The organism is Pseudonocardia sp., from assembly GCF_025965585.1.
Lineage (GTDB): Bacteria > Actinomycetota > Actinomycetes > Mycobacteriales > Pseudonocardiaceae > Pseudonocardia.
Genome location: NZ_JAOPWR010000208.1, coordinates 1 through 18,903, shown reverse-complemented (window position 1 = coordinate 18,903; position 18,903 = coordinate 1). Strand labels below are relative to the sequence as shown.

Annotated in this window: 21 protein-coding genes, 1 tRNA gene and 1 pseudogene; 13 read left to right on the top strand and 10 right to left on the bottom strand. The window is 72.5% G+C overall.

Going from position 1 to position 18,903, the window contains the following annotated elements:
• Positions 1 to 199: 199 nt before the first annotated feature.
• The gene (locus JWR81_RS13490; protein WP_297651185.1) at positions 200 to 1,033 is read left to right on the top strand and encodes a slipin family protein; all 834 of its coding nucleotides are present in this window, start codon (positions 200 to 202) and stop codon (positions 1,031 to 1,033) included.
• A gap of 2 nt (positions 1,034 to 1,035) precedes the next feature.
• Here the strand turns inward: JWR81_RS13490 and JWR81_RS13485 are convergent, their stop codons facing one another.
• The 3 genes from JWR81_RS13485 to JWR81_RS13475 form a co-directional block, all read right to left on the bottom strand.
• Positions 1,036 to 2,013 carry an MsnO8 family LLM class oxidoreductase gene (locus JWR81_RS13485; RefSeq protein ID WP_367278788.1) on the bottom strand — a complete coding sequence of 326 codons (978 nt, stop codon included), beginning with the start codon at positions 2,011 to 2,013 and terminating at the stop codon, positions 1,036 to 1,038.
• Between the two features lie 91 nt (positions 2,014 to 2,104).
• Positions 2,105 to 2,317, bottom strand: coding sequence for a hypothetical protein (locus JWR81_RS13480; RefSeq protein ID WP_297651183.1), 213 nt, complete (start codon positions 2,315 to 2,317; stop codon positions 2,105 to 2,107).
• 47 nt (positions 2,318 to 2,364) lie between these two features.
• Positions 2,365 to 2,928, bottom strand: a complete 564-nt coding sequence (locus JWR81_RS13475; protein WP_297651181.1) for a helix-turn-helix domain-containing protein — start codon at positions 2,926 to 2,928, stop codon at positions 2,365 to 2,367.
• Between the two features lie 61 nt (positions 2,929 to 2,989).
• Between JWR81_RS13475 and JWR81_RS13470 the strand changes: the two genes are divergently transcribed.
• Complete coding sequence (locus JWR81_RS13470) at positions 2,990 to 4,195, top strand: benzoate/H(+) symporter BenE family transporter (RefSeq protein WP_297651179.1); 1,206 nt, start codon at positions 2,990 to 2,992, stop codon at positions 4,193 to 4,195.
• Here JWR81_RS13470 and JWR81_RS13465 read toward each other — a convergent pair.
• The gene (locus JWR81_RS13465; protein ID WP_297651177.1) at positions 4,173 to 6,203 is read right to left on the bottom strand and encodes a M3 family metallopeptidase; all 2,031 of its coding nucleotides are present in this window, start codon (positions 6,201 to 6,203) and stop codon (positions 4,173 to 4,175) included. The two genes, JWR81_RS13470 and JWR81_RS13465, sit on opposite strands and share 23 nt — an antisense overlap.
• 6 nt (positions 6,204 to 6,209) lie before the next feature.
• Here JWR81_RS13465 and JWR81_RS13460 point away from each other — a divergent pair, with 6 nt between their 5' ends.
• Entirely contained in the window at positions 6,210 to 6,599 is a 390-nt protein-coding gene (locus JWR81_RS13460) for an NUDIX domain-containing protein (RefSeq protein ID WP_297651175.1), read from the top strand.
• A gap of 28 nt (positions 6,600 to 6,627) precedes the next feature.
• Here the strand turns inward: JWR81_RS13460 and JWR81_RS13455 are convergent, their stop codons facing one another.
• Positions 6,628 to 8,049, bottom strand: coding sequence for a GMC oxidoreductase (locus JWR81_RS13455; RefSeq protein ID WP_297651173.1), 1,422 nt, complete (start codon positions 8,047 to 8,049; stop codon positions 6,628 to 6,630).
• Between the two features lie 18 nt (positions 8,050 to 8,067).
• On the opposite strand from JWR81_RS13455, the gene JWR81_RS13450 reads away from it, so the two are divergent.
• From JWR81_RS13450 to JWR81_RS13425, 6 genes are all read left to right on the top strand, one after another.
• Positions 8,068 to 9,327: a M18 family aminopeptidase gene (locus JWR81_RS13450; protein ID WP_297651171.1), complete on the top strand. Its 1,260-nt coding sequence runs from the start codon at positions 8,068 to 8,070 to the stop codon at positions 9,325 to 9,327.
• A gap of 289 nt (positions 9,328 to 9,616) precedes the next feature.
• On the top strand, positions 9,617 to 10,456 hold the full coding sequence (locus JWR81_RS13445) for an oxygenase MpaB family protein (protein WP_297651168.1): 840 nt from the start codon (positions 9,617 to 9,619) through the stop codon (positions 10,454 to 10,456).
• 373 nt (positions 10,457 to 10,829) lie between these two features.
• A complete protein-coding gene (locus tag JWR81_RS13440) occupies positions 10,830 to 12,173 on the top strand; it encodes an O-antigen ligase family protein (protein ID WP_297651166.1) in 1,344 nt (447 codons plus the stop codon).
• Entirely contained in the window at positions 12,170 to 12,355 is a 186-nt protein-coding gene (locus JWR81_RS13435; protein WP_297651164.1) for a hypothetical protein, read from the top strand. Before JWR81_RS13440 ends, JWR81_RS13435 begins: the two co-directional genes overlap by 4 nt.
• A gap of 206 nt (positions 12,356 to 12,561) precedes the next feature.
• Positions 12,562 to 12,999 carry a YdeI/OmpD-associated family protein gene (locus JWR81_RS13430; protein WP_297651162.1) on the top strand — a complete coding sequence of 146 codons (438 nt, stop codon included), beginning with the start codon at positions 12,562 to 12,564 and terminating at the stop codon, positions 12,997 to 12,999.
• A 119-nt stretch (positions 13,000 to 13,118) separates the two neighbouring features.
• Positions 13,119 to 13,733, top strand: coding sequence for a hypothetical protein (locus tag JWR81_RS13425; RefSeq protein WP_297651161.1), 615 nt, complete (start codon positions 13,119 to 13,121; stop codon positions 13,731 to 13,733).
• Positions 13,734 to 13,876: 143 nt separating this feature from the next.
• Here the strand turns inward: JWR81_RS13425 and JWR81_RS13420 are convergent, their stop codons facing one another.
• The 3 genes from JWR81_RS13420 to JWR81_RS13410 form a co-directional block, all read right to left on the bottom strand.
• Positions 13,877 to 14,518 (bottom strand): DUF998 domain-containing protein, encoded by a 642-nt coding sequence (locus tag JWR81_RS13420; RefSeq protein WP_297651159.1) that lies wholly within the window; start codon positions 14,516 to 14,518, stop codon positions 13,877 to 13,879.
• A gap of 44 nt (positions 14,519 to 14,562) precedes the next feature.
• On the bottom strand, positions 14,563 to 14,862 hold the full coding sequence (locus JWR81_RS13415) for a phage tail assembly protein (protein ID WP_297651157.1): 300 nt from the start codon (positions 14,860 to 14,862) through the stop codon (positions 14,563 to 14,565).
• Positions 14,863 to 15,187: 325 nt separating this feature from the next.
• Positions 15,188 to 15,442 (bottom strand): hypothetical protein, encoded by a 255-nt coding sequence (locus JWR81_RS13410; RefSeq protein WP_297651155.1) that lies wholly within the window; start codon positions 15,440 to 15,442, stop codon positions 15,188 to 15,190.
• A 418-nt stretch (positions 15,443 to 15,860) separates the two neighbouring features.
• On the opposite strand from JWR81_RS13410, the gene JWR81_RS13405 reads away from it, so the two are divergent.
• Both JWR81_RS13405 and JWR81_RS13400 read left to right on the top strand, forming a co-directional pair.
• Positions 15,861 to 16,010 (top strand): VOC family protein, encoded by a 150-nt coding sequence (locus JWR81_RS13405; RefSeq protein ID WP_297651153.1) that lies wholly within the window; start codon positions 15,861 to 15,863, stop codon positions 16,008 to 16,010.
• A 144-nt stretch (positions 16,011 to 16,154) separates the two neighbouring features.
• A complete protein-coding gene (locus JWR81_RS13400; protein ID WP_297651151.1) occupies positions 16,155 to 16,430 on the top strand; it encodes a hypothetical protein in 276 nt (91 codons plus the stop codon).
• Positions 16,431 to 16,525: 95 nt separating this feature from the next.
• On the opposite strand, the pseudogene JWR81_RS13395 reads toward JWR81_RS13400, so the two are convergent.
• A pseudogene (locus tag JWR81_RS13395) lies at positions 16,526 to 16,704 on the bottom strand (transposase family protein); the annotation flags it as partial.
• Positions 16,705 to 17,198: 494 nt separating this feature from the next.
• Between JWR81_RS13395 and JWR81_RS13390 the strand changes: the two are divergent.
• Together JWR81_RS13390 and JWR81_RS13385 are read left to right on the top strand one after the other, a co-directional pair.
• A complete protein-coding gene (locus tag JWR81_RS13390) occupies positions 17,199 to 17,825 on the top strand; it encodes a hypothetical protein (protein ID WP_297651149.1) in 627 nt (208 codons plus the stop codon).
• 386 nt (positions 17,826 to 18,211) lie between these two features.
• Entirely contained in the window at positions 18,212 to 18,796 is a 585-nt protein-coding gene (locus JWR81_RS13385) for a site-specific integrase (protein WP_297651147.1), read from the top strand.
• 14 nt (positions 18,797 to 18,810) lie between these two features.
• Here the strand turns inward: JWR81_RS13385 and JWR81_RS13380 are convergent.
• Positions 18,811 to 18,898 (bottom strand) — tRNA-Ser (locus JWR81_RS13380).
• Between the last annotated feature and the right edge of the window lie 5 nt (positions 18,899 to 18,903).

The following is an 18,903-nucleotide window of genomic DNA, read 5'->3' as shown; positions in this document are numbered from 1 at the left end:
CGCTGGTCAGGGGGCAGCGTAGGACGGGAACGTTAACCCGGGCCGCCATCGCGTGACCCCCTCGCGCATCCCGGATGAGAAAGTTCCGAGCTGCCGGGGAACAACATGGCGACCTTTTCGGCGTACGAGGGCACCTGGCTGGGCGTACCTTGAGGAGTGCCCGTGGCCGGGCCGTGTCCCGGCGGGCAGGGAGCGCGTCATGGTCGTTCTGGACGTGGTGCTGGGGCTCGCGAGCGTCGCCGTGGTCTGGTTCGGGGCCGGGTTCCGGGTGATCCGGCAGTTCGAACGCGGCGTCGTCTTCCGGTTCGGGAAGGTGCAGGACGACGTCCGCGGGCCGGGGCTGACCCGGGTCCAGCCGGGCATGGACAAGATGCGCAAGGTCAACATGCAGATCGTGACGCTCCCCGTGCCGGGCCAGGACGGCATCACCCGCGACAACGTGACGGTGCGGGTGGACGCGGTCGTCTATTTCAACGTGATCGACCCGGTGCGGGCCACCGTCGACGTCCAGAACTACATGTCGGCCATCGCCCAGGTGGCCCAGACGTCGCTGCGGTCGATCATCGGCAAGAGCGACCTCGACGACCTGCTGGCCAACCGCGAGCGCCTCAACGAGGGCCTGGAGCTGATCATCGACAGCCCGGCCCTTGGCTGGGGTGTGCACATCGACCGCGTCGAGATCAAGGACGTGGCGCTGCCCGAGTCGATGAAGCGCTCGATGTCGCGGCAGGCCGAGGCCGAGCGCGAGCGGCGGGCCCGCGTGATCAGCGCCGACGGCGAGCTGCAGGCGTCGGAGAAGCTGGCACTCGCGGCGGCGGCGATGTCCGAGCACCCCGCGGCGCTGCAGCTGCGGCTGCTGGAGACGGTGGTGCAGGTGGCGTCGGAGAAGAACTCCACGCTGATCCTGCCGTTCCCGGTGGAGCTGCTGCGGTTCCTGGAGGCGGCCACCGACAAGGCCACGCGCGACTCCGGCCACGTCGTGCCCACCCAGATGCCGGGGGCGAAGGCCGAGAACGGGCGCGCGTCGGCCTGATCTCAGCCGGCGAACAGCCTCGCGAGGCGCGTGTCGGACTCGCGCAGCGCGTCGAGGTCGAAGGTCGAGGTGGACGCGAGGAGCTCATCGGCCCGGGTCCGCTCCAGGAGATCGTCGAGCTGGGCGGCCACCGTGGTCTCGTCGCCGTGCACGGTGCGGCCCACGGCGGCGTCGACTGCGGCGCGCTGCCGGTCGGTCAGCGGACGCGCCGGGTGCACGGGTTCGAGTGCCGGGAACTCGCCCGTGCTGCGCGCCGCCGCCAGCGCCCACGCCTCGGGCAGGGCCAGCTCCCGGGCGACGGCCTCCGAGTCGGCGACCAGCACGTCGAGCGACACGACGACGTACGGCTCGCCGCCGGCGGCCCGGGTTCGGACGCGGTAGTCGTCGAGCCGGTCGCCCACCGCGTCGTCGTCGAGGACGGGGCCGCCGACCACCACGGGCAGCCCGGCGTCACCCGCGACGGCCAGGCCGCTTCCGGTGGCCAGCACGAACACCGGTGGCGGGTTGTCGAGGCGTGGGCGCAGGGTGACCGCGGCCGTGCCGTCGAGGTAGCCGCGGAGCTCCGCGAGGTCGTCGGCGAACGTGTCGGGGGCGTCGCGGTCGCGGCGCAGCGCCCGTCGGACGGGCGGGGTGAAGCCCAGCGAGCGGCCCACGCCCAGGTCGATGCGGCCGGGGAAGAGCGCCTCGAGCATCGCGGCCTGCTCGGCGACGACGAGCGGCTGGTGGTTGGGCAGCATCACGCCGCCGGAGCCGACACGGATCCGCTCGGTGGTGGCCGCGACCGCGGCCATCAGCACGGGCGGGCTGCCGCTCGCGATACCCGGCACGGCGTGGTGCTCGGCCACCCAGAACCGGTGGTAGCCCAGCTCCTCGGCCCGCCGCGCCCGCTCGAGCGTATGGCGCAGCGCGACCGCGTCGGGCTCACCGGCCCGCGTGCGCGACCGATCGAGCAACGACAGCCTGACGTGCGGAGACATCATCGGCGACAACGCAGCGAGGCCCTCAACCGATTCCGCGAGGCGACACGATGTGGCGCGCGAGCATAGGGTGGCGCGGAGGGGGCGCCCCGCCTCAGCTGATCTGGCGCTTGGTGTGGCTGCGGGGGCCGTGGCCCTCGCCGGAGCGTCCTGCAGTCGGGCCGACGTGCGACGGGGCGGCCTTCTTCGCCTTGGCCCGGCGGGCGGCGCGGTTGAGGGGGGCCTCCACCTCGGCGGCGGCCTCGTCGACCTCGGGCTCCTCGACGGCGGGCTGCTCGGACTTCGGGGAAGGGGTGGGGTGGGTCACCTGCTCAGCGTAGCCGTCGGCGGTCGGGCTGCTCTCCTGCCGGGGGATCAGCCCGGCGGGCGGGGATAGCGGATCAGCAGGCTCGCCTGCACGTCCGCCTCACCCACCGCCGCGTAGCCGTGGGGCACGTCCGCCGCCCACGCGACGTACTCCCCCGGGCCCGCGCGCTCCGGCCGCGCGGCCGGCCCGGCCTCCAGGACGCCGGCGAACACCGTGGCGTGCTCGGTGACGCCCGCGTGGTGCGGCGGGGACTGCTGGGCCGTGCCCGCGGGGATGCGCATCCGGTAGAGCTCGTAGGTCACCGGCCCGTCGTCGAACACGCGCAGCAGCGCCATGTCGACGGCGGCGCCCCGCACCGGCCCCGGGTCGGGCACGACCAGGATCGTGGTCAGCGGCACGCCCAGCGCCGCGGCCACGGCGTGCAGCGTGTCGAGGGTGGGGTTGCGGGAGCCGGACTCCAGTCCGGACAGCGTCGCCTTCCCCAGCGACGCGCGCCGCGCGAGCTCCGACAGCGACCAGCCGCGCTCGCCGCGCAGCGCCGTCACCCGCGGGCCGACCTCCGCCGAGCCCGCCGGGAGCGCCGGCCGCCCCCCTTCCGCCGCTGCTGTCACGCAGCTATCGTCCTCCCCCGGAGCAAACGTTCCGTAAACGGAACGGTCGGAGGGGAGAGACGTGGAGCGCGTGCTGCAGCCGCTGCTCGCCGGCGTGGTCACGGCGCTCGTCGGGTTCGCGGGGGCCTTCGCCGTCGTGCTCACCGGGCTGCGCGCCGCGGGCGCCGACGAGGCCCAAGCGGCGTCGGGGCTGCTGGCGGTCTGCCTCGGGTCGGGGCTGGTGGCACTCGTGCTCGGGCTGCGGACGCGGATGCCGATCAGCATCGCGTGGTCGACGCCCGGTGCGGCGCTGCTCCTCGCGGCGGGCACGCCGGCGGGCGGGTTCGGCGCGGCGGTGGGAGCGTTCCTGCTCTGCGGGGCGCTCGTCGTCGTGACCGGGGTGGTGCCGGGGCTGGCGCGGCTGATCGAGGCGATCCCGTCGCACATCGCCGGCGCGATGCTGGCCGGCGTGCTGCTGGAGCTGTGCCTCGCCCCGGTGAGAGCCGTGGCGGAGGTGCCGCTGCTGGCGGCGCCGGTGATCATCGTCTGGGCGGTGGTGGGCCGGTTCGCGCGGGCATGGGCGGTGCCGGCCGCGCTGGCCGTCGCCGTGGTCCTCATCATGACCACCGGACCGGGCCTGACCGGCGTCGACCTCGCCCCCGCGCTGCTGTGGACCCCGCCGGTGTTCGAGCCGCAGGCGCTGATCGGCATCGGGCTGCCGCTGTTCCTCGTCACGATGGCGTCGCAGAACGTGCCGGGCATGGCGGTCCTCGCGCAGTACGGCTACCACCCGTCGCTGCGGCCGATCCTGGTCGCGACCGGCCTCGCCACGCTGGCCGGCGCCCCGTTCGGCGGGCACGCGGTGAACCTCGCCGCCATCAGCGCGGCGCTCGCCGCCGGGCCCGACGCCGGCCCGGCCCACCGGCGCTGGATCGCGTCGGTCACCGCGGGCTTCGGGCTCGCCGTGCTCGGGCTGGCCGCGGGCGTGGCGACGGCGGTGCTCGCACAGTCGCCGCCCGTGCTCGTGGAGGCCGTGGCCGGGCTGGCCCTGCTCGGGGCGCTGGCCGCGTCGATCGCCTCGGCGCTGGCGGAGCCCGAGGGGCGCGAGGCCGCGGCCGTCACGTTCGTGGTGACGGCCGCGGGCATCGGCTTCCTCGGCCTGGGCTCGGCGTTCTGGGGACTGCTGGCCGGCGGCGCGATGACGCTGCTGCACCGGCGCCGGCGCCTGCGGGCCACCGCACGGGCCGACGAGCCCGTGAGGGGCGTCAGCTCGTCGGAGGAGCCGTGAGGCCGCGCCGGGCCAGCAGCGGCGCGGTCTCCGGGTCGCGCCCGCGGAACGCGCGATAGGCCTCCATCGGGTCGACGGCGCCGCCGCGCGAGAGCAGCCCGCGGCGGAACGTCTCGCCGTTCTTCCTGCTCAGGCCGCCGTTCTCGGTGAACCACTCGACGGTGTCGGCGTCGAGCACCTCGCTCCAGATGTAGGAGTAGTACCCGGCGCTGTAGCCGCCGCCGAAGATGTGGTTGAAGTAGGTGCTGCGGTAGCGCGGCGGCGCGATGGGCACGTCCACGCCCGCGGCGGCCAGCTCGTCGGCCTCGAAGCGCTCGACGTCGTCGGGCGTCTCGTCCGGGCCGAGACGGTGCCAGGCCTGGTCGAGCAGCGTGGCGGCGAGGTACTCGGTGGTCGCGAAGCCCTCGCCGAACGCCCGGGACGCGGCGAGCCGCTCCACCAGCTCGACGGGCAACGGCTCGCCGGTCACGTGGTGGCGCGCGTAGTGCGTGAGGATCTCGGGCGTGTCCAACCACATCTCGTTGACCTGCGAGGGGTACTCGACGAAGTCGCGGGGCACCGACGTGCCGGAGAACATCGGGTACCGCACGTCGGAGAACAGGCCGTGCAGCGCGTGGCCGAACTCGTGGAACATCGTGCGCACGTTGTCGACGGTGAGCAGGGTGGGCTCGCCGTCGGCCGGCTTCGCGATGTTGAGGGTGTTGAGCACCACCGGCTTCGTGCCCAGCAGCCGCGACTGCTCGACGAACGAGTTCATCCACGCGCCGCCACGCTTGGAGTCGCGGGCGTAGAAGTCGGCGACGAACAGCCCGAGCGGCCCGTCGTCGTCCGCGACATCGAAGACGCGGACGTCCGGGTGGTAGACGGGCAGGTCGTGACGCTCGGCGAAGCGCAGCCCGTAGAGCAGGCCCGCCGCGTGGAAGACGCCGTCGTGCAGCACGCGCTCCAGCTCGAAGTAGGGACGCAGGGCGGCGGCGTCGAGGTCGAAGCGCTTGCGACGCACCTGCTCGGCGTGGAACGCGCGGTCCCAGGCCTCGATGGGGTAGCCGGCGTCGGCGGAGAGCTCGTCCGCCTCGGCGCGGGCGTTGGCGGCGGCGATCGGGGCCATCGCGCCGAGCATCGCGTCGATGGCCTCGACCGTGCCCGCGGTGCCCACCTCCACCACCCACGACGCGTGGTGCGGGTGCCCGAGCAGCCGGGCACGCTCGGCACGCAGGGTGGCCAGCCGCAGCACGAGGTCGCGGGTGTCGTGCTCGCCCGCCAGCCCCCGCGTGACCGAAGCGGTGTGCAGGCGCTCGCGCAGGGCGCGGTCGGAGAGGTCGGCGAGCGCGGGCTGGCCGGTGGGCAGCACGAGCGTGAGCAGGTGGCCGTCGAGCCCGCGGGACTGCGCGGCGCGGGCCGCTGCGGAGACGGCGTCGGCGGAGAGGCCGTCGAGCTGGGCGGGGTCGTCCACCAGCACCGCGGCCGCGTTGGCCCCGGCCAGCAGCTTCGCGCCGAAGTCGGTGGTGAGCGCCGACAGCTCGGAGTTGAGCTCCCGCAGCCGCGCCTGTTCGGCCGGGCCGAGCCGGGCGCCGGCGCGCACCGCGTCGCGGTGGTAGCGCTCCAGCAGCCGCTGGGACTCCGGGTCGAGATCGGGTGCTGCGGCGACGACCGCCTCGATGCGCGCGAACAGCGCGGCGTCGAGGGCGATGGCGTCGGCGTGGGCGGCGAGCTGCGGCGCCACCTCGGCCTCGATCTCGCGGATCCCCGGCGTACTCGTGGCGCTGACCAGCGTGAAGAAGACCGACGCCACCCGGCGCAGCACGGCACCCGAGCGCTCGAGCGCGACGATCGTGTTCTCGAACGTCGGCTCGGACGGGTCGGCGGTGATCGCGTCGACCTCCGCGCGCTGCTGCGCCATCCCGTCGGTGAACGCGGGGAGGTAGTGCTCCTCGCGGATCGCGTCGAAGTCGGGAAACTCGTACGGGAGCGGGCTGGGCGCGAGGAACGGGTTCACCTGGGCGAGCATAGGTCGGTGGAGCACGTGCGGGTCGGGGTCGCGGCGGTGGTCGAGGACGGCGGGCGCTGGCTGGTGCTGCGCCGCGCGGGTGCGCACGGCGCCGGGACGTGGGGCCTGCCGGGCGGGCACCAGGAGTTCGGCGAGTCGCCCGAGGGCACGGCGGTGCGCGAGGTGGCCGAGGAGACGGGCCTGACCGTCGTCGCCAGGGCCCGGCTCGGCTTCACCGACGACCCGATGCCCGAGATCGGACGCCACTACGTGACGCTGTTCCTGGCGTGCGAGACGGTGGCGGGCGAGGCGCGGATCATGGAGCCGGACAAGGCCACCGACCTGGCCTGGTTGACGCCCGACGAGTTGCGCGGGCGCGAGTTGTTCGCCCCGTTGCGCCGGTTCCTGGAGATCTGACGGACGTCGGTTCTCTCCCGGTGTGGCGTCAGCCGCACCCCGCCAGCAGCTCCGCCGCCTTCTCCCCGATCGCGACGGCCGTGGCCGACGGACCGCGGCGCGGCACCGTGGGCAGCACCGACGTGTCCGCCACCCGCAGTCCGTCGACCCCCAGCACGCGCAGCTCGGCGTCCACCACCGACCCGATCGCGGCGCTCCCGCACAGGTGCACCGACGTCGTCAGGTTGTCGGCGATCCAGCCGTCGAGCGCGCGGTCGTTGCCGAGGACGTCGCCGTCGGGGGCGGTGCGGCGGCCGAGCCCGGCGCGCAGCAGCTCGGCCGCGGTTCGGATGGCGTGGCGCAGCCGGCGGCGGTCGTGCTCGGTGCGCAGGTAGCCGTAGGCGATGCGGGGGCGGTCGCGCGGGTCGTCGGACACCAGCTCGATCGTGCCGCGGCTGTCGGGGGCCTGCAGCGCACACATCAGGTGCAGGTCTCCCCCGGGCACGAACGGCCGGACGAACAACAGCACCTCGGCGTCCCCCGCCGGGTCGGCGCCGCAGTCGAGGTTCAGCGCCACCGGGCTGCTGGGGGCGTGCGGATGGGCCTGCGGGTCCACGTCGGCCATCGGCAGGAACACGGCGGGATGGTCGGACCAGCCGCGGCCCACGCCGGGCAGGTCGGCCACGGCACCTCGGGGGCCGATCCCCGACAGCATCAGCAGCTGCGGCGTCGCGACGGCGCCCGCGGAGAGCACCACCTCCCCCGCCTCGATCACCTCACCGCTGTGCAGGACGATGCCGTGGGCCCGGCCGCCGTCGACCAGCACGCGGGCGACCGGGATGCCCCCGCGCACGGTCAGGCCCGGCCGCTCGCCGGTGAGGTAGGCCGTGGCGGCGTCGATCCGCACGCCGTCGCAGGCGTTGGACGGGACCAGCCCCGCCCCGGGCGGACCGCCGCCGTTCTTGTCCAGCTCGTCGGGGAAGCCGAGCCTCGCCGCGGCGGTGAGGAACCGCCCGACGGCGGGATGGCGCAGCTCCCCCGCCGCGCGCCGGACGGGGACGGGCCCCCGGTCGCCGTGCGCGGGCCCGGCCATGTCGTGGTCGTGCTCGGAGCGGACGTAGAGCGGCAGCAGGTCGGCGTACGACCAGCCCGGCACGCCCCAGTCGTCGGCGTCAGCGGGGGTGACGCGAGTCCAGTTGGCACCGTTGGTCGCGCCGGAGCCGCCCAACCCCCGCCCGCGCGGCACGATGTGGGAGTTGCCCGGGCGCAGCTCGGCGGCGTAGGCCCAGTTGCGCGGGTGTCGCGGGGCCGTGGCCGCCAGCGACGTGGCGTCGCGCAGCTCGGGCAGCGACCCGAGGGGGCCCGCCTCCAGCAGGAGCACGCGCAACCCCGGGCGGTCGGTGAGGCGGCCCGCGAGCGCGCAGCCCGAGGAGCCCCCACCGACGACCACCACGTCGTAGTTCCGGGCCACTGGGGGAGGATGCACCCGATGGACGATCTAGCACAGGATCTCGCCGATTTCATCTCCGTGGCGCCCTCGCCGTACCACGCGGTGGGCGAGGCCGTCCGCCGTCTGGAGGCGGCCGGGTTCGCCGAGCAGCCCGCCACGGCACCGTGGGCCGGCGGCCCCGGCGGCCGCTACCTCGTGCGCGACGGCACGGTGCTCGCCTGGTCCGTCCCCGCGGGCGTGCCGGCGGGCGCGCCGATCCGGGTGTTCCTCGCCCACACCGACTCGCCGACGCTCAAGGTCAAGCCCAACCCCGACGTCGGGCGCGGGGGCTGGCGGCAGGTGGGCGTCGAGGTCTACGGCGGGGCGCTGTGGAACTCCTGGCTCGACCGCGACCTGGGCCTCGCCGGGCGGCTGGCGCTCTACGACGGATCCACCGTGCTCGTGAACGTCGACCGGCCCCTGCTGCGCGTGCCGCAGCTCGCGATCCACCTCGACCGGCAGGTCAACCAGGGCCTCAAGCTCGACCCCCAGCAGCACCTGCTGCCGATCTGGGGCCTCGGCGCCCCGGCCGAGGGCGATCTCCTGGAGTTCCTGGCCGCCGAGGTGGGCGTCGACGCCGACGACGTCGCGGCCCACGACCTCGTCGTGCACGACCTCACCCCGCCCGCGCGCCTCGGCGAGGAGCAGGACCTGCTGGCCGCGCCCCGGCTGGACAACCTGGCGTCCGTCCACGCCGGGATCGGGGCGCTGCTCGCCGCCGCCGACAACGCCGACGGCGTCATTCCCGTGTTCGTCGGGTTCGACCACGAGGAGATCGGCAGCAACTCGGCCACCGGCGCGGCGGGCCCGCTGCTGGAGACGGTACTGACGCAGCTCGCCGGCGGCTTCGACGCCCGCGGGCCGGTGTTCGCGACGTCGCGCTGCCTCTCGGTGGACGTCACGCACGCCGCGCACCCGAACTATCTCGAGCTGCACGATCCCGACCACCGCTCGCTGCCCAACCAGGGCCCGACGCTGAAGGTCAACGCCAACCAGCGCTACGCCACCGACGCGCCCGGCGCCGCCGCGTGGCACCGGGCGTGCCGCGACGCGGGCGTGCCGACGCAGGTGTTCGTCGGGAAGAACACGGTGCCGTGCGGGTCCACGGTCGGGCCGATCACGGCCACACGGCTGGGCATCCGCACCGTCGACGTCGGGATCCCGGTGCTGTCGATGCACTCGGCGCGGGAGCTGTGCGGCGTTGCGGACCCCGGGTTCCTGGCCGCGGCCGCGACGGCGTTCCTGACCGACCCGGTCTGACCCCTTCACGCGGAGCAGCACGGCCGTCGGCTACGCCGCTCCGCTGCTGCTGACGGTCCAGCGGCTGCCGCAGGGCGTCGCCGTCGGCGGCGAGTGGGGCGGGCATCGGCCACCGGCTCGCGTCCGTCATCGCGGGTGGCCCGGCGCCGCTGATCGCGGCGGCGATCCTCACGAGCACCGGGTCGAGCACGTGGATCGGCGTCTACATCCTGGGCTGCTGCGTCGTCGCGTCGATCGCCCTCGCCCTCATGCCCAGGCGCGCCGCCCAGGATTGACCCACACTGGATCCATGACCCAGGACCACGGCTTGTTCGGACCGGATTCCGTGACCTGGCGGGTCCATCTCGAACCGGTGATGTGGGTGGGCGGGTTCCGCGCGCTGCTGCTGCAGTCGCTGCACCCGCGCGTGATGCGGGGGACCTACCAGAACTCCGCGCTGTTCGACCCGAAGAAGGCGTGGTCGCGGTTCCAGCGCACCGTCGAGTTCGTCGGCACGCGGACGTTCGGGGCGACGGCCGACGTCGAGCGCGTCGCGTCCCGGGTGCGGCGGCTGCACGCGTCGCTGCGCGGGTACGACCCCGACACCGGGTACACGTTCCGCCTCGACGACCCGTCGCACCTGATGTGGGTGCACGCCACGGAGATCGACTCCTACGCCGTGATCGCCCGCCGCTCCGGCCTCCTCGACGACGCCGGCGTCGAGCGCTACCTCGCCGAGAGCGTCCGGGCCGCGCGGGTGATCGGGCTGGACGACGCGCCGTCGTCGCGGGCGGAGATGCGCGAGTACCTGGCCGGCGTGCGGCCCGAGCTCAAGCTGACCGACGAGGCCCGGGCCGCGGTCGGCAGCCTGTTCGCCCCGCGCGGCGACGCACCGTCGCGGGTGAAGCTGGCGATCCCCGCGATCGCGACGTTGTCGCTCGGCACGCTCCCCCGCTGGGCACGGCGCCTCTACGGCCTTCCCGGCGCCCCCACGACGGACCTCGGCACCACGGTGGCGTTGCGCACCCTGCGCACGGTCACGGACCTGCTCCCCGACGTCCCGGCGCCCCCGAACATCCAAGAAGCCCGACGTCTCGTGCGCGGGGAGGTATCAGAACGCCGCTGGACGCCTCGTCTTGTCGGCGGGTGACTTTCCCCGGGGGCACGGTCACCCGCCACCCACCGCGCCGCGCCCCGAGTTCGTGGCCACTCGCGGGGGTCAGGTGCGGAGGGACCTCGGCAGGAGCAGGGCCTCCCGGGGGCGAACAGCAGCGCGTACAGCGGGTAGAGGGGGATGACGTCGGTCAGCAGCGCCCAGCCGACGGTCAGCCGGGACAGCGGCCGAGCGCGGGGCGGGAGAGTGCGTCAACCTGGCACGGCGCGTCAGGGTAGACGTTGTCACCGGCGAGGACACCCGTATTCACCCGAGCGTTCCTGAACGCCCCGACCGACGGACACCCGATCCGGGGTTTCTCGCTCGTGGATCTTCACGCTCCGCCGTTCCACATCTCACGCTGATGATCGTGATCGCACCAGCACTCCCCGTGACCGGCTCCCGGCCCGGCGTCGCCGACCGCGTCGTCGTGCTGGGTCTCGGTGCGGCCGTCGCCTACGCGGCGCTGGCACAGGGCGGTTTCTACGGACGCCAGGCCGTGACGGTGTTGGTGCTGGTGGCCGTCGCGGCCGTCGCCCGTGTCCTGACGCGCAGGCCGGTCGGGCGGGCCGTGGCGATCGCGGCGGCCTGCTGGGTGCTCTTCGCGGGGTGGGCGCTGGTCAGCGGGCTGATCCACGCCGACGTGGGCGCAGCCGTGCCGACCGCTGCGGTGGCCTGCGGGCTGGCCGCGTCGGCGCTGGCGGCGTCGGGCCTGCTCGCGGAGTCGCGGCGCATCCTGCTCAGCGTCGTGCTGGCGGTGGCCGCCGTGGTGGCGCTCTCGTGCTGGGTGGGCGTGGCGCTGCACCTGGAGCCCCTGGCGCTGCCGTCGAGCGGGCTGTGGCGCGCGTCGTCGACCATCACCTACGCCAACGTGACCGCCGCGTTCCTGGTCGTCGCACTGGTGCTGGCCGTGACCGTCGTGCCGCCGGGGCTGCTCACGAACGGACTGGCCGCGGTGCTGCTCCTCGGGCTGGCGACGACGATGAGCCGGGCGGGCGCGCTCGGCCTCGTGGTCGCCGCGGTGGTCTGCGCCTTCCTCGTTCGTGACGTCGCGCGGTGGCGTCGCTTCATGCCGGTGCTGCCGGCCGTGGCGGTGGCGTTCGTCGGGCTGCTGCCGTCGCTGCCGGTGGGCGGGGCCGCGCAGCCGTTGCCGGCGCTGGCCGGGCTGGTCGTCGGCGCGGCCGTGCTCGTCGTTGGCGGACGCCTGCGGCTGCGGCACCTGGCGTTGGTGGCGGTGCTCGCCGTCGCGCTGCTCCTCGTCCTGCCGACGGGACGCGGCCTCGTCGGCCACGCGGCCGCCGGGATCGCGACGACCCGGCTCACCGCCACCTCGGACGAGCGCGCGGACCTCACGCGCGTGACCGCCGCGCAGTTCTGGTCGTCACCGCTGACGGGTGTCGGGCCCGGCCTGCTGAACCTGCACTATGTCGACCACACGGGAGCGCCGGTCCATGCGCAGTACACGCACGACGAGTTCCTCCAGACCGCCACCGAGACGGGCGTGGTCGGCCTCGCGCTGGCGCTGGCCGGTGCGGTGGCGCTCGCGGCGGGCGCGGTCCGCCGACGGACGCCCGAGGCCGCCGCCGCGCTCGCGATCCTGGCCGGGTTCGCCGTGCACAGCGCGTTCGACTTCCTCTGGCACGTTCCCGTCCTGCCGCTGCTGATGACCCTTGCCGTCGCCTCCCTCACCACCGATCGACAGGAGCACGTATGAACATGAAGAAGAAGATCGTCCTCGAGGCCGCCGTGGTGCTGATGGTCGGCGCCGGGCTGGCGCTGTCCACCGGCGTGGCCGGTGCCGCCACGCCGTCGGCCGCCACCGTCGGTAAGCAGAGCCCGCCCGTCGGCGACGCGAGCCCGCCCGTCGGGAACGCCAGCGCCCCGATGCCCGGCTGAGCCCGGCGGCCGGGTCGCCGGACTCCGGCGGCCCGGCCGCATCGGCGTCCACTCAGGAGCACACGTTGTCCCGCGGGCCGGCGTTCGGCTCGACCGTCACCCGACGGTCCTGCGCGGGCAGATCATGTTCGGCGAGTGCCCGGTCGTCGGCGCGCCGACGAGCCGCTCCCTGCGCCGGCCGACGGCGTGACGGCACAATCCGGGCCATGATGTTCCACGCCACCGTCGAGCTCGCCCGCAAGACCGCCACGGGGATCGAGGTCCCCGAAGAGGTGGTCACCGGGCTCGGGCCGGGCAAGCGGCCCGCCGTCACCGTGACGATCAACGGGTACAGCTATCCGAGCACCATCGCGTCGATGGGCGGGCGCTACCTGATCCCCGTCAGCGCCGAGGTGCGGAAGAACGCCGGCGTCGCGGCAGGCGACGAGGTGGATGTCGACGTCGAGCTCGACGACCAGCCGCGCCAGGTCGCCGTCCCCGACGACCTGGCCGCAGCGCTGGACGCCGAGCCGGCGACCAGGGCGGCGTTCGACGCCATGAGCTACAGCAACCAGCGCGCCCACGTGCTGTCGGTGGAGGGCGCCAAGGCCATCGAGACCCGCGCCCGGCGCGTGACGAAGGTGGTCGACGCGCTGCGGTCCTAGAGGAGGTCGGCGGCGTCGGGACGGGCGTTCCGACCATCCATCGCGGGAGCGTCTCAGATTTCGACCTCCGAACCGCCCGGATTCTGGTGTGATCGGGCCCCACCGGGCGAAGGAGCGCGATGATTCACGAAGCAGAGCTGTTCGTGAAGGCCGAGGAGATGCTGGTCGAGGTGATCGGCCGGATCCGCGGGGACAACTGGCGCCTCCTCATCCCGCCCCTGTTCGACATGCCCGGCTCGGACAAGCCCACGCCGCTGCGTCCGCTGGTCAACCAGTACGCGTCCGACAACGCGTGGGTGCCGGACATGCTGGCGGGCCGCTCGATGGACGAGGTCGGCCGCGACAAGTTCGACGGCGACCTGCTCGGCGACGACCCCCACGGCAGCGTCGTCCGCATCTCCGAGGCCGCCTGCGCCGCCGCGCGCGAGGTCACCGACGGCGAGGCCGTGGTGCACTGCAGCTTCGGCGACTTCGCCGCCCGCGACTACTTCTGGCAGATCAACATCGCCCGCTGCTTCCTCGCCCACGAGATCGCGATGGCGCTGGGCTCCCGCGCCTGCCCACTGCCGGAGGACCTCGCCAATGGCATGTTCGTCGGCACCGCGCCCGTGGCGGAGCAGTGGCGGTCGATCGGGGTGTTCCGCGAGCCGATCCCCTACCCGCCGGGGCACGTGTCGTGGCGCGACCAGTTCCTGCTGACCGCCGGCCGCGACCCCCACCCCTTCCTGGACTGACGGGTTGCGGTTCGTCGCGGTCGCCGTCACCGCGCTCGTCGACGCGGACGGCACCCTGCAGCGACCGCCGTCGGGAGGCCCGTGGGGCGTGCGCGCCGTCGTCGTCGATCCGGACGGGCGGCGGGTCGAGCCGGCCGAGGACGTCAGTCGCGCAGGATCGTCTCGCCCTTGACCAGCCACGACACCCCGAACGCCACGATCGCCACGGACTCCAGCCAGAACACCGGGTTCAGCGCGTCGACCAGCGCACGGCCGAGCAGGTTGTCCGACAGCACCGCCAGCACCAGGCAGACCACGATCAGCACGCCGCACACCCGGTAGACGACGTTGCGCTGCAGCTTCCGCCGGGTCGGGGGCCGGGCCGGGTCGGTCCGGGTGAACAGGAAATAGGAGAAGTAGGCGAGCGTCAGGAAGAAGACCCCGGCGCAGACCAGGTGCACGATCCCGATCGTCTGCTGCTGCGCCGTCGGGTTCGCGGGCGATGTCGGGAAGAGCGCCACCCCGATCGCCATGACGCCGGCGAGCGTGCCCGCCCGGTTGTCCTGCGGGCCGTAGCGGTACGAGATGAGGAACACCGCGATCGCGAACAACGCTCCGACCAGCACGTTCCGCATGCCCGTGTAGTAGTAGGCGCTGATCGACCCCGGCAGCCCGGCCCCGTCGACCAACAGCTTGCCGACGAGTAGGACGAACGGCAGCGTGATGCCGATGATCCCCACGGCCTTGCGGAGGCCGAGGTAGGACAGGACCAGCGTGCCCGCCTCGGACGCCAGTGACTCGCTCATGCCGCCGATCATGGACCAGTGCCGCCGCCGCTACATCCCGGCGCCTATCCCTCGACGGCGGCGCGACGCTGAAGGCTGTCGAGGTACCAGAGGTCCGAGGCGCACAGCCCCTCGATCGTCGCTGTGTCGACGTGCTCGAGCCCGCCGAGCCGCACGACCGCGCGCGAGAGCCGCTCGATCAGCAGGTGGTCCGGGTTGGCGCGGTCGCGGGCGTCGTGCCCGTCCTGGTCCGGCCCCGACGTCAGGCGCAGGGTGCCGTCGCGGTGCACGACCCCCTCGGCGTCGACGAAGCCCTGCGGCAGGGTGAACGGAACTTCCGCGTCCTTGCGGGTGTGCTGCGTCACACCGCGAAGACTACTGCCCGAACCGGTCCGCGCGGAGTCCTCGATCGTGGCGTGACGATCACCGGGGCTGGCGGAAGTCGGTCATGATGCTCGGCACGGCGACCACAGGGAAGGTCCGCGTCCGGCACGACGAAGAGGGCTGGGGAGTCGTCGGCTCCGACTCACCGCCATCTCGACCGCCTCCACGAGTTCGAGGCCAGTCGGCGGGAGACGCCGCCGGCGCGGGTCAACAGGTGATCTCCGCTCCGGTCGGGCGCCGAACTCGATCAAACGCGTCAGGCCGGTCGCCGCAGGCGGCCGGCGCGCCATGAGGAGTTCGGGCGGGTTACTCCCCGCGAAACATGCGAGCGCCGAAACGCAACTGCCGGCCGCTGCCCCCACAGGCCGAGCAAAGCCGGAAGGACTTCGACGCCACCGAACCGAAGTGGCGGGGCGAGCCCTTGCAGGCCGAGCAGGCCGTCCAGGGGTGCAGCACCAGCGAAACCAGCCAGCCCAGCACCACGACGACCACGACCACCAGCAGTACGGTGTTCCCGGAGCCGCTGTCGGCAGCGAGCAGCACAACATCCACGACGATCATCCCCCCACGAGCAAGCAGGGCATCCGGACCCCCCGGACCCCGTTCGCCGCGGTCCCCGCACCGCCAACGGAACTGACGATAAGCAGCGAATGCCATAGATATGCACCGCCGAACAGCCCAACGGCGCTCTGCAGGACTCCGCGGAGCACCGCTTCGCTCTGCGGGCCTTCACCGAGATGGATCACACGGCGATCCCGGGCCGAGGAGCGGGATCAGCGGTACGTGCGAAGCACATTCGTCAGCTGCGAGTATCGGGGTGAACAAGCTGAGATCGATTCTGGAGTGAACATGCCTGCCTTTGCTGAACGCTGGCGAATTTCTCCGGCTCCATCGCGGAGCTGCCGAATGAGGCCAAGGCAGCGTACGACGCGTGGCCACGGCTCGACTATCGAATCCGCTTCAACAAAGGAGGCCGTTTATGAGCGGCATCGACCAGGAATTGGTTCTGGCACACTTCATCGTTTCAGACGATGTCGAGCGTTCTCGCCGCTTTTACACCGAAGTACTGGGCGGCACGATGGCTTTTTCCGGAGACGTGACCTACGTCGCGCTATCCAACAGTTCCTGACGCCGCCTAAACAGCACCAGTACGAGATCCGTTGCTACATCCGCGACCCCGACGGTCATCTGATCGAAGTGGGCAGACGACCGACCCGGAGGGGGACTGGTCGCGCGCTCACTGGCCATTGAGTTCGCCAGTCGAGGAACCCGAGTGAATGTCAAGATCACCGGCGAAATACTTTCCATCGAGGGTGGCCGGCCCCCAGACACGGAGCTCCCTACCAGTCATTCCGAGAAGGCTACCAACGAGGTTCCGGTCATGACGACTGCGATCATCGGCACTGGAGGGATCGGATCGGTCATCGCCCGCCGGCTCGCCTCAGGCGAGACCCTGCGGCTCTCGAGTGCCGACCATGAGTCGGCGCGAACGCTGGCTGAAGAGATAGGTCGAGCGGCGGTCGTCGCCGTCTACAACCGCGACGCGTAACAGGGCGCCGATGCCGCCGTCTTCGCGCTGCGGTTTGTCGTGCTGAAGGCGCCATAGAAGAGAGCGCCGAGTCATTGAGCCCTTTCCACTTGGCGTCAGCCAGCGTGGATGAGGACCAGGACGGCCTTGACGAGATCTGTTGCCCTTCGGGGGCAGCAACGGATCTTGCGGAGGATCCGCCAGGCCTTGAGCTGCGCGTTACCCCGCTCGCCGGTCCGCGCTGACGGGCATGGGCGGAGTTCACGTCTCGCTGGTTGCGCGAGAGCCTGCGACGTTCGCCGGTTGTGGGGTCGGCGGGGCGACGTCGTTGTGGGACCTCGAACCGGCACCGCGGTAGCCGTGATCGACGATCACCTTCACCCCGGCCGCACGGAGGACGTCGAGGAGGGCTGGGCGATCGAATGGCGTGAGCAGCTCGACCCCCGGCAGGTCGGCTCACCGTCCGCGACGTCGACGACCGTGGCGAGATCACCACATGAGCCGTGGCCGGCTACCTCGCCAAGTTCACCACGAAGGCCACCGAGATCACCGGACACGCTTGTCTCTCGCTTTCAGGGCCCGCAGGATCGCCGTCCCAGAGGTCCTCGCGCTGGTCAGCGGTCCAATGGCGTTCGCGCATGTCCCCCAGGTCCGGGCAGGGTTGATGTCGTGGTCGTGGTCGTGGTCAAGAGCGAGCTGGCATCAAAAGTGATGGTCAGGTCATCAGTGCGTAATGGGACGGGCGGGCTCGCCGATGTGGAGGCAGATCCCTCGAACTACGGAGGCACCATGCGCGCCGCTGCGCCCGTCCTCGTCGTCGTCGCCGTCCTGCTTGCACTGGCCGGGTGCAGCGCGGAGCCCGTCACACCCGCGACGTCCCCCGCGTCCACGGACTCCTGCCGGGGTAGCGGGTGCAGCCCGACCTACGAGGCCCCTTCGCCGACACCCACGGCAGCCCCGTCCGCACAGGTGGGCCAGACGGTCACGAACAAGGGCATCACGCTCACGGTCAAGCAGGCCCGCGCGGTCGACTCGATCGAGATGAACGAGTCGAGCTATCGGGCGGGCTCGGGCTACGAGAAGTACACGAAGACCTTGCCCGATGCGGGTGGGCGGTTCGTGATGGTGACCGCCCACGTGGTCAACAACGCCCAAGTGAGCCTCGACCTGACGTGCAGTCTGCCGATCAACACGAAGCTCATCGACGCGCAGCAGCGCAACTTCGACGCGATCCAGGATCTTTACAAGATCAAGGGCAACCCGGAGTGCAACGCTCAGCTCCAGCCGGGTTTCGAAGCTGACATGACCTGGGTCTACCTCGTGCCGACGAGCGCATCGGTAATCGGATGGGGGTTCCAGGACACGACCGATCTGTCCAGCACGGGCGACTTCTCAACGGTGCGGTTCGACGCCTGACTGCCGGCCCGGGTCGCTCGCCCCCTTCCTCGTCGTCCTGGCTGCTTCATGGCCCGTACCGGGCGGGTCAACTCTGGAACACCTCGTCGCCGACCCGGCTCCCTTCGATCGCGTGGTGACCTCTGCTGCCCACGTCGGGCCGGGTCGGTGGCGAGGCACGCAGCGGGGTCGATGCGGCCGGTGCGGCCCATGACGCTGGATGCGGACGAGGAAGCCCTCTCGCACGGCGCACCCCTGGCTCGGTGATCTTTCGTCGCCTCTCACTGGTCTGCGGGTTCTGCGCGGCCCGGGGGCGCTGGCCGGGAGCGGAGCGGCAAGGCCGAGCGCGCGGGAGGGCTGCGCCCGGCCCGTCAGAGCCGGCTTGAAGGCGTACACAAAGTCCTCTGGTGGAGCGACTAATAGCGTTTGCGGCTCGTGAGCATCACCTCGACGCTGCGAGCTACTCAAGGCTCAAGGATGACCATCGGTCAGGAAGCACGAATACGTGCGCTCCCTCAAGCCATGTCGGCCCGCCCAAGTCGCGAGCCTCCCGACGGGTGATTCCACTGCCCGATGTCGTCGTGGCGGCACTGCGCGAGCACCAGAAGCGACAGGAGGCCGAACGGCCCGATGCCTGCGAGAGGTGGGAGGACACCGGGTTCGTCCTCACCACCCGGCAGGGCCGGCCGATGTCGCCGTTCACTCTGGTCAAGTACTGGCTCGACGTCCGCGCGGCGGCCGACCTGGGAACGCTGCGCTTCCACGACCTGCACCACTCCGCGGTATCGCTGCTCCTGGCCCTCGGCGTGCCGCCGCACGTGGTCCGGGAGATCGCCCGCCACAGCGACATCAAGGTCACGATGACGGTCTACGCGCATGGTCATCTGGACGAGAAGGCCGCGGCGCTCACCCAGCTCGGGACGGCCGTCGCCGGGACGTTGCCGTCAACGGTTGCCGTCAATCCGCCCTCAAACGACGAGGAAGACCAGTGATCATGCTGCTGACCTGGCGGAAGCGGAGGGATTTGAACCCCCGGACCCTTGCGGGTCTCTCGCTTTCAAGGCGAGTGCATTCGGCCGCTCTGCCACGCTTCCAGGTG